Origin of the sequence: Flavobacterium sp., assembly GCF_044368995.1 — a bacterium.
In the GTDB taxonomy this organism is placed as follows: Bacteria; Bacteroidota; Bacteroidia; order Flavobacteriales; family Flavobacteriaceae; genus Flavobacterium.
Genome location: NZ_JBIPMS010000074.1, coordinates 1 through 8,273, shown reverse-complemented (window position 1 = coordinate 8,273; position 8,273 = coordinate 1). Strand labels below are relative to the sequence as shown.

Below are 8,273 nucleotides of genomic sequence, written 5' to 3'. Positions count from 1 at the left end.
TAGTACCAAAATTGATTGAAAAATTAAAAGCTTTTAAAGCGGCGAACGCATAATTTTTTATATATTGTGCCTCCTAAAAGGCTATCTAAATACGATAGAAATATCCAATTTAGATAGCTTTTTTTTTTAATAGAAAATATTTTATAGTACATTTGAATAAAAGTTTAAGTACAAAATGAGTTTAGTTAAATTAACTATTAAAGGAATATCGTATAGTCAAACACAAAATGGGGCCTATGCTTTAATTTTGAATGAAGTAGATGGCGACAGACAATTACCAATTGTTATTGGTGCTTTTGAAGCCCAATCTATTGCAATTGCCCTAGAAAAAGAAATTACACCACCTCGTCCTTTAACTCATGACTTGTTTAAAACCATCGCTGATAAATATGAAATCGTAATTACACAAGTGATTATTCATAAATTGGTTGATGGTGTTTTTTATTCAAGTATTGTTTGTGAAAGAGACGCTAAGGAAGAAATAATTGATGCCAGAACTTCAGATGCAATTGCTTTAGCTCTTAGATTTAATGCACCTATTTTTACCTACAAAAACATATTAGACAAAGCAGGAATTTTCTTAAATAAAAATAAACAAGAGTCCTATTCTGATGAGATGAATGATGACGACATTTTGTCCGATCCAGAGGTTTTTAGTGAAGAAGAAGTTGAAAATATATACTCAAAATTTTCTATTCAAGAGCTACATGACATGTTAGAAGAAGCCATTCAAAATGAAGATTACGAAAAAGCCGCACTAATTAAAGACGAGATTGATAAAAAATAAAATTACCAACCAAAATACTACAAAATGAATATAAAATTAAAATTAACCATTGTAAGTTTTTTACAATTATTTGTTTGGGGCGCCTGGCTTACCACTTTGGCGAGTTATGGATTCGGTTTTAAACAATGGTCGGGTGCAGAGTTTGGAATTGTGTTTTCAACTTTAGGTTTGGGTTCTATTATTATGCCGCCTATTTCTGGAATTATAGCAGATAAATATTTAAACTTAGAAAAATTATACGGCATCCATCATATTCTATATGGATTAATTTTACTTTTCTTGCCAGCCATTGATAGCCCTTCTACTTTCTTTTGGGTTTTGCTTGTAGGTATGATTTTTTATATGCCAACGTTATCTTTGTCAAGCTCACTTTCTTTCGCCCTTTTAAAAAAATTTAACTTTAATATCATTAAAGACTACCCGCCAATTCGAGTTTGGGGAACTATTGGTTTTATTGTAGCCATGTGGTGTACCAATTTGTTCAGTAATGTAAATCCGCCTTTTTCTTTTGGGATTGGAGTAGGAAAAGCCATTGCTTCTATAACCAATATGCCTGTAGAATGTAATCAGTTTTATATGGCGTCTTTTTTCGCAATTGTATTGGGAATTTTTTCTTTCACTTTGCCAAAAATTGAACCAATAAAAGACGAAAGTAAAAACAAAACAGTCTCTCAAATTTTTGGCTTAGATGCTTTTAAATTGTTTAAAGAATCTAAAATGGCTATGTTTTTTATCTTTAGTATGTTTCTTGGAGCGGCTTTACAATTGACCAATATGTATGGTGAAACGTATATTAAAGATTTTGAAAACATTCCAAAATATGCAGAAACTTTTGTGGTAAAATCGGCAAATATTGTGTTGTCTATTTCTCAAATTTCTGAAACGATATTTATTTTAGCCATTCCGTTTTTCTTACGACGATATGGTATTAAAAAGGTAATGCTTTTTAGTTTAATTGCTTGGGTATTGCGTTTTGGATTTTTCGCTTATGGCGATCCAATTGGAAGTTTATGGATGATAATTATGTCGAATATCGTGTACGGATTGGCGTTCGATTTCTTCAATATTTCAGGTTCACTTTTCGTGGAAACCACAACCGATTCTAAAATTCGTTCCTCTGCACAAGGATTATTTATGATGATGACTAACGGTTTCGGAGCGATTTTAGGAAGTTTAGGAAGTGGGTTTTTAATTGACACCTATTTTACTAATGCAAACGGAAAAGACTGGCACAACATTTGGCTTGCATTTGCTTTTTATGCTTTAATAATTACTGTTGCATTTGCAATTTTATTTAAACACAAACACAATCCAAAAGACGTAGAGGCTTTTAATCATTAAATATATAAACCTGACAGGTTTCTAAAACCTGTCAGGTTTGAAACAAACTTTATATGAGACAATATCACGATTTAGTAAACCACGTATTAGCAAACGGAACTCAAAAAGGCGACCGAACAGGAACAGGAACCATTAGTGTTTTTGGTTACCAAATGCGTTTTGATTTAAGCGAAGGTTTTCCAATGGTAACCACTAAAAAGTTACATTTAAAATCGATTATTTACGAATTACTTTGGTTTTTAAAAGGCGAAACCAATATTGCCTATTTACAAGAAAATGGTGTAAAAATTTGGGATGCTTGGGCAGATGAAAATGGCAATTTAGGACCAGTATATGGACACCAATGGAGAAATTGGAACAGCGAAGAAATTGATCAAATTACAGAATTAATCGAAACCTTAAAAACCAATCCAAATAGTCGTAGAATGTTAATTTCGGCTTGGAATCCTTCTGTATTACCAGACACTACCGTTTCGTTTTCGGAAAATGTGGCTAACGGAAAAGCCGCTTTACCGCCTTGTCACGCGTTTTTTCAGTTTTATGTTTCTGATGGGAAATTATCGTGTCAGTTGTACCAACGTAGTGCTGATATTTTCTTAGGCGTACCGTTTAACATTGCTTCGTATGCCTTATTTACGATGATGGTAGCACAAGTTTGCGGATTAGAAGCGGGTGAATTCATTCATACTTTTGGGGATGCTCATATTTATAATAATCATATAGAACAAGTTAATTTACAATTGAGCCGTGAACCAAGAAAATTACCAATTATGAAATTGAACCCAAATGTAACCAATATTTTCGATTTCACTTTTGACGATTTCACGTTAGAAGGCTACGACCCACACGAGCATATTAAAGGTGCAGTTTCTGTGTAAAAACGAATTAAATAAATTTTCACTTAAATTCCATATCTTAGCCTTCAAATTATTTTCTATGCTCATACTAATCGCCGCAATATCCACAAACAATGCTTTGGGAAAAGACAACCAATTGGTTTGGCATTTACCAGATGATTTTAAACGTTTTAAAGCGTTAACTTCCGAGCATTATATAATTATGGGAAGAAAAACCTTTGAAAGTTTTCCAAAACCATTACCTAACAGAACGCACGTTATTATTACTCGTCAAAGTGATTATATAGCACCAGAGGGATGTATTGTGGTTTCAAGTTTAGAACAAGCCATAGAAGCGTGTCCAAAAAGCGAAGATGTTTTTATTATTGGCGGGGGCGAAATTTACAAACAAGCTATCGATATGGCTGATAAAGTTGAGCTAACTCGCGTACATACTACTGTAGAGGCCGACACATTTTTCCCAGAAATAAATCCAGAACATTGGGAACTTGTTTTTGAAGAACTACATCCAAAAGATGAAAAACACGCCTTTGATTTTACGTTTCAAACTTTTATTAAGTCAAATCGTAATTCGTAAATTGTAATTCATAATTTTCAATTACTTTTGTACTTCAAAAAAACAATCATGTCTGAAAGCATAAAACCCTATCAAAATTCCGAAAAAGGTAAGAAAGAGCAAGTAGCTCATATGTTTGATACCATTTCCGAAAATTATGATGGATTAAATAAAATAATTTCTTTAGGGACAGATGCCACATGGAAAAAGAAGATTTTACAAATGGTAAAACTGCTTCATCCTACATCTATTTTAGATATTGCTACCGGAACTGGAGATTTAGCTATATTGTTTGCCGAAACTACCGCTACTGAAATTATTGGTTTGGATATTTCACAAGGTATGCTTGAAATGGGTAAGAAAAAAATTTCAGATAAAAACTTAGATTCAAAAATTCAAATGGTTTTAGGTGATGGAGAAAAAATTCCTTACTCGGATAATTATTTTGATGTGATTACGGTGGCATATGGTGTAAGAAATTTCGAAAATCTAGAAAAAGGACTTTCTGAAATACTACGTGTATTGAAACCAAATGGTACTTTTATAATTTTAGAAACTTCTGTACCAACAAAATTTCCTTTTAAACAGGGTTATTATGTGTACACTAATTTTATTATGCCAACTATTGGAAAACTGTTCTCTAAAGATAAAGCCGCGTACAAATATTTGTCTACTTCTGCACAAAATTTCCCTTTTGGCGATGCATTAAACAATATTTTACGAAAAATTGGGTTTATAGAGGTAAAGCACGAACCTCAAACTATGGGTGTAGCTACAATTTATAAAGCATCAAAAAGGTAAACCATGCAAGTTAGATATTTCATTTTTATAGGGTTATTCGCACTGAAATCTTTTGCTCAGGGCGGTACCTTTGGCAAAAATCCAATTATAAATGATGAAAATTTTGAGAAACAAAAAATTCATTTTGGTTATTATTTAGGGTTTAGCAGTTATAATTATCATTTTAGTTATAACACTGTAGGAAAAGATATTGAGTTAAAACCAGGCACAGGATTTAATGTAGGTTTGGTGGTAAATATAAGATTAATAGATTTTTTTGATTTACGATTTGAACCTGGTTTTTATGCCACACAACGCAATTTAATTTATCCAAATATTGAAGATCGAGTTGATAAATTAAGAGAAGTAAAGGCAGCAAATTTACATTTTCCATTATTGCTAAAATATTCCGCTTTACGAACTGGAAATGTGCGACCATTTTTGTTAGGAGGCGTTTCTTCTACTTTAAATTTAGGAAGTAATGAAAAAGCTACAGACGATAATTCAGCAAATAGATTCCGAGTAAAAACCTGGACACAAAATTACGAAGTAGGTTTTGGAATTGATTTATATTTAGAATATTTTAAATTTTCTCCATCCATTCGTGGTGTTTTTGGAACAGGTGATGAGTTAATTCGCGATTTGGATCCAAATTCTCCTTGGACAGGAAATATTAAATCGATGCAAACAAGAGCTGTTTTTGTTAACTTCACGTTCCATTAAGTCGTAAAGTCAAAGTTCGTTAAGTAAAAAAGTTGATTATTATTTACTCCTTTTAAATTCTGATAAAAATATGGCTGAGGCCGTTGCTACGTTTAAACTTTCAGTTTGTTGTAAATTTCCAAATCTTGGTATAGAAATTTTTTGAGTAACTAAATTTTCAATTTCTAAAGATATACCGTTGGCTTCATTTCCCATTACAAGTATGCCATTAGCGGGTAATTCTTTTTTATAAATGTTTTCGCCTTCCATAAATGTGCCAAAAATTTCCAAATCAGTTGTTTTTAAATAATTAGCTAAATTGGTATATTCTACTTGAACTCTAGCCAAACTTCCCATTGTAGCTTGAACTACTTTTGGATTATACATATCAACGGTTTCTTCAGAGCAAACAATTTTAGAAATACCAAACCAGTCACATAATCTAATAATAGTTCCCATGTTCCCTGGGTCTTTTATATTGTCTAAAGCCAATTCTAAACCAGAATTAGTACTGGAACTATATTCTTTAATTTTAAAAACGGCTAAACAATCATTTGCAGAAGTTAAAGCAGATATTTTTTTAAGTTCGCTATCTAAAATAAGCGTTGCAGTATGTTTTTTGTCAAACAAATTTGTTTTCGTTACAAATAAATGTTCCAAACTAAAATTGGCATCTATAAGTTCTTGAATCACTTTTTTACCTTCTGCTATGAAAAGATTGTGTAACTTACGGTACTTTTTTTGCTGTAAACTATTAATTAGTTTAATTTGGTTTTTGCTAACCATAAAAAATTGTATTTTTGATAAAAATTAAGCGTTTGAATAATCTCACACCAAAAATAGCACTATTTTTTCTTTTAGGAATACTTTTTTACTCCTGTTCTGAAGTAAGGAAGCTCCAAAAGAAACAATTACTTATTCAAGATAACGAAATTACAGTAAATAACAAATCTATTAACTCAGAGGATTTGTACAATCAATTATATCAAAAACCCAACAGTAAATTATTAGGTTTTAAACCACGTTTGCAATTGTACAATTTGAGTAAAAAAAACGCCGATTCTTCTTACCAAGCGTGGTTACAAAAAAAACCAAACCGACTTGATAGAATGATTAATTTGTATTCTAAAAAACAAGTCAATCGTTTGGGTCAATCGTTTGTTGTTTCTGGATATAGCGACTTCTTAAAGCAAATAGGTGAGGCGCCTTCTATCTTAGATACGGCTAGAGTTAGAAAATCGGAAATTAGATTGCAATCTTACCAATTTAATAGAGGTTTTTTCGATGTGAAAGTAGCTTCTAAAATAGATTCGTTAAAAAATAAAAAAGTAAAAGTTACTTACCAAATCAACACTGGTAAACCGTATATAATTGATAGTATTTTTAGAAATATTGAAACGCCAATTGTAGATTCGTTATATCAAAATATTTCAGGAAATTCTTTAATAAAAACAGGCGAAACGTATACCGCCGAAAATATTAGCAACGAGAAGAAACGAATTGCAAAAGAATTTAGAAACAGAGGCTTATATCATTTTCAAGAAAATTACATTAAAAGACCAGATATTGATACGATTGGAAAAAATAATAATCTAAATATTACATTTAATATTGGAAATAGGATTGTTAAAAATGCAGATTCTACCTTTACCGAGCCATTTAAGTTGTATAAAATTAACAAAGTAAATGTTTTTACAGACAAACAAGTAAAAGAAAAAGCAATTGGAATTGATAGTTTATCGTATAAAAAATTTAATTTTTACAGTTCAGGGAAACTGAAATATAAGCCTAAAGCACTAGTAAATGCAATTTTTATTGAAGAAGGAAAATTATTTAGCGAACAGGACAAAACGTTAACTACAAGAGCATTATCGAATTTGAAAGTATTTGATTATCCTCGAATTCAATATGTAGAAGATGCTACTGGAAATGGATTAATTGCTAATATTTTTTTAACACCATTAAAAAAGTATAATTTCAACATTAAAGGAGATTTTACACAATCAAACATTCAGTTATTTGGTATTTCTGGTTTTACAGGAATTACGTTTAGAAATTTATTTAAAGGCGCCGAAATTTTAGATTTTTCGTTGCGAGGCAATTTGGGTTCCTCTAAAGATGCCAGTATAAAAAATAGCACCAACGCCTTTTTCAATATTTTAGAATACGGGGGAGATGTGAAGCTAAGTTTTCCTAGAATTTTCTTTCCAATAAATACTAAAAGAATAATTAGTAAAGAATCGTTACCAAGTACATCAATAACGTTAGGTTTGTCAAAACAAACAAATATTGGTTTGGATAAAGAAAATTATTACGGTAGTTTTTATTACGATTGGGGTTTAAATAAAGATGAAACTAAAAAATTTAAGTTGGATTTATTCAACTTACAGTTTGTTAAAAATTTAAATATTGATAATTATTTTAACGTGTATAATTATTCATACAGCACTTTGAATAATTTAGCACAAACCTATAATACTAATCAAGATTTTGAAGATGCCGCTGGAAATTTAACTTTTTCGGGCGCTGTAGATTTCATCAATAGTGTGTCGAATGGAGCTATTGGTGTTGCAAGTGAAATAGATTTTAAAACTATTAATACCATTGGGGAAAGAAGAAAAAGATTGATTGAAAATAACTTAATTTTATCGTCTAGTTTTTCATATAATTTAAGCACCAAAAGAAGTATTAATGACGTTCAGTTTTATAATATTAAAGCAAAAATAGAAAGTTCAGGAAATCTTTTAAGTATTATTTCTAAGCAAAAAAAAGAAGCATTAAATAGTAACGACAATCAAACTGTTTTTGGAGTAGCATATGCACAATATATTAAAACAGAGTTTGAATACATCAAACACTTACAATTATACAAGAAAAGTTCCTTAGCATTTAGGTTTTTTGGAGGAGTGGCTATTCCTTATGGGAATTCAAATTCTGTGCCTTTTTCAAGAAGTTATTTTGCAGGTGGAAGTAATGATAACAGAGGTTGGCAAGCATATTCATTAGGTCCTGGCGCCAGTTTAAGTGTAAATGATTTTAACGAAGCCAACTTAAAACTATCTCTAAATTTAGAATACCGATTTAATATTTTCAACAGTCTTAATGGTGCCTTGTTTACCGATGCAGGAAATATTTGGAATGTTTCTGATAACGTAGAAGATGAAAAATTGAAATTTAAAGGCACAAAATCTTTTCAAGAGATTGCTTTAGGGACAGGTTTTGGTCTTCGATATGATTTTGGTTTCTTTGT

At 31.0% G+C, this 8,273-nt stretch carries 8 protein-coding genes; 7 read left to right on the top strand and 1 reads right to left on the bottom strand.

The window, feature by feature from the left end:
• Positions 1–175: 175 nt before the first annotated feature.
• The 6 genes from ACIQ2I_RS06305 to ACIQ2I_RS06280 are packed head-to-tail and all read left to right on the top strand — an operon-like array spanning position 176 to position 5,044.
• Positions 176–787, top strand: a complete 612-nt coding sequence (locus ACIQ2I_RS06305; RefSeq protein ID WP_396181588.1) for a bifunctional nuclease domain-containing protein — start codon at positions 176–178, stop codon at positions 785–787.
• Between the two features lie 24 nt (positions 788–811).
• The gene (locus ACIQ2I_RS06300) at positions 812–2,128 is read left to right on the top strand and encodes a nucleoside permease (protein ID WP_396181587.1); all 1,317 of its coding nucleotides are present in this window, start codon (positions 812–814) and stop codon (positions 2,126–2,128) included.
• Positions 2,129–2,181: 53 nt separating this feature from the next.
• On the top strand, positions 2,182–3,006 hold the full coding sequence (locus ACIQ2I_RS06295) for a thymidylate synthase (RefSeq protein WP_396181586.1): 825 nt from the start codon (positions 2,182–2,184) through the stop codon (positions 3,004–3,006).
• 58 nt (positions 3,007–3,064) lie between these two features.
• On the top strand, positions 3,065–3,562 hold the full coding sequence (locus ACIQ2I_RS06290; RefSeq protein ID WP_396181585.1) for a dihydrofolate reductase: 498 nt from the start codon (positions 3,065–3,067) through the stop codon (positions 3,560–3,562).
• Positions 3,563–3,610: 48 nt separating this feature from the next.
• Positions 3,611–4,342, top strand: coding sequence for a bifunctional demethylmenaquinone methyltransferase/2-methoxy-6-polyprenyl-1,4-benzoquinol methylase UbiE (ubiE, locus tag ACIQ2I_RS06285; RefSeq protein ID WP_396181584.1), 732 nt, complete (start codon positions 3,611–3,613; stop codon positions 4,340–4,342).
• A gap of 3 nt (positions 4,343–4,345) precedes the next feature.
• A complete protein-coding gene (locus ACIQ2I_RS06280) occupies positions 4,346–5,044 on the top strand; it encodes a porin family protein (protein ID WP_396181583.1) in 699 nt (232 codons plus the stop codon).
• A 39-nt stretch (positions 5,045–5,083) separates the two neighbouring features.
• Here ACIQ2I_RS06280 and ACIQ2I_RS06275 read toward each other — a convergent pair whose 3' ends face one another.
• Complete coding sequence (locus ACIQ2I_RS06275; RefSeq protein WP_396181582.1) at positions 5,084–5,809, bottom strand: TrmH family RNA methyltransferase; 726 nt, start codon at positions 5,807–5,809, stop codon at positions 5,084–5,086.
• Between the two features lie 32 nt (positions 5,810–5,841).
• Here ACIQ2I_RS06275 and ACIQ2I_RS06270 point away from each other — a divergent pair.
• The coding region (locus ACIQ2I_RS06270; protein ID WP_396181581.1) for a BamA/TamA family outer membrane protein at positions 5,842–8,273 on the top strand (2,432 nt) is incomplete at its 3' end.

What these genes read in the sequence shown, in the direction of transcription:
- ACIQ2I_RS06275 (WP_396181582.1), bottom strand. Translation starts at nt 5,809, where the DNA reads ATGGTTAGCAAAAACCAAATTAAACTAATTAATAGTTTACAGCAAAAA.
- ACIQ2I_RS06290 (WP_396181585.1), top strand. Translation starts at nt 3,065, where the DNA reads ATGCTCATACTAATCGCCGCAATATCCACAAACAATGCTTTGGGAAAA.
- ACIQ2I_RS06300 (WP_396181587.1), top strand. Translation starts at nt 812, where the DNA reads ATGAATATAAAATTAAAATTAACCATTGTAAGTTTTTTACAATTATTT.
- ACIQ2I_RS06280 (WP_396181583.1), top strand. Translation starts at nt 4,346, where the DNA reads ATGCAAGTTAGATATTTCATTTTTATAGGGTTATTCGCACTGAAATCT.
- ACIQ2I_RS06295 (WP_396181586.1), top strand. Translation starts at nt 2,182, where the DNA reads ATGAGACAATATCACGATTTAGTAAACCACGTATTAGCAAACGGAACT.
- ubiE (WP_396181584.1), top strand. Translation starts at nt 3,611, where the DNA reads ATGTCTGAAAGCATAAAACCCTATCAAAATTCCGAAAAAGGTAAGAAA.
- ACIQ2I_RS06305 (WP_396181588.1), top strand. Translation starts at nt 176, where the DNA reads ATGAGTTTAGTTAAATTAACTATTAAAGGAATATCGTATAGTCAAACA.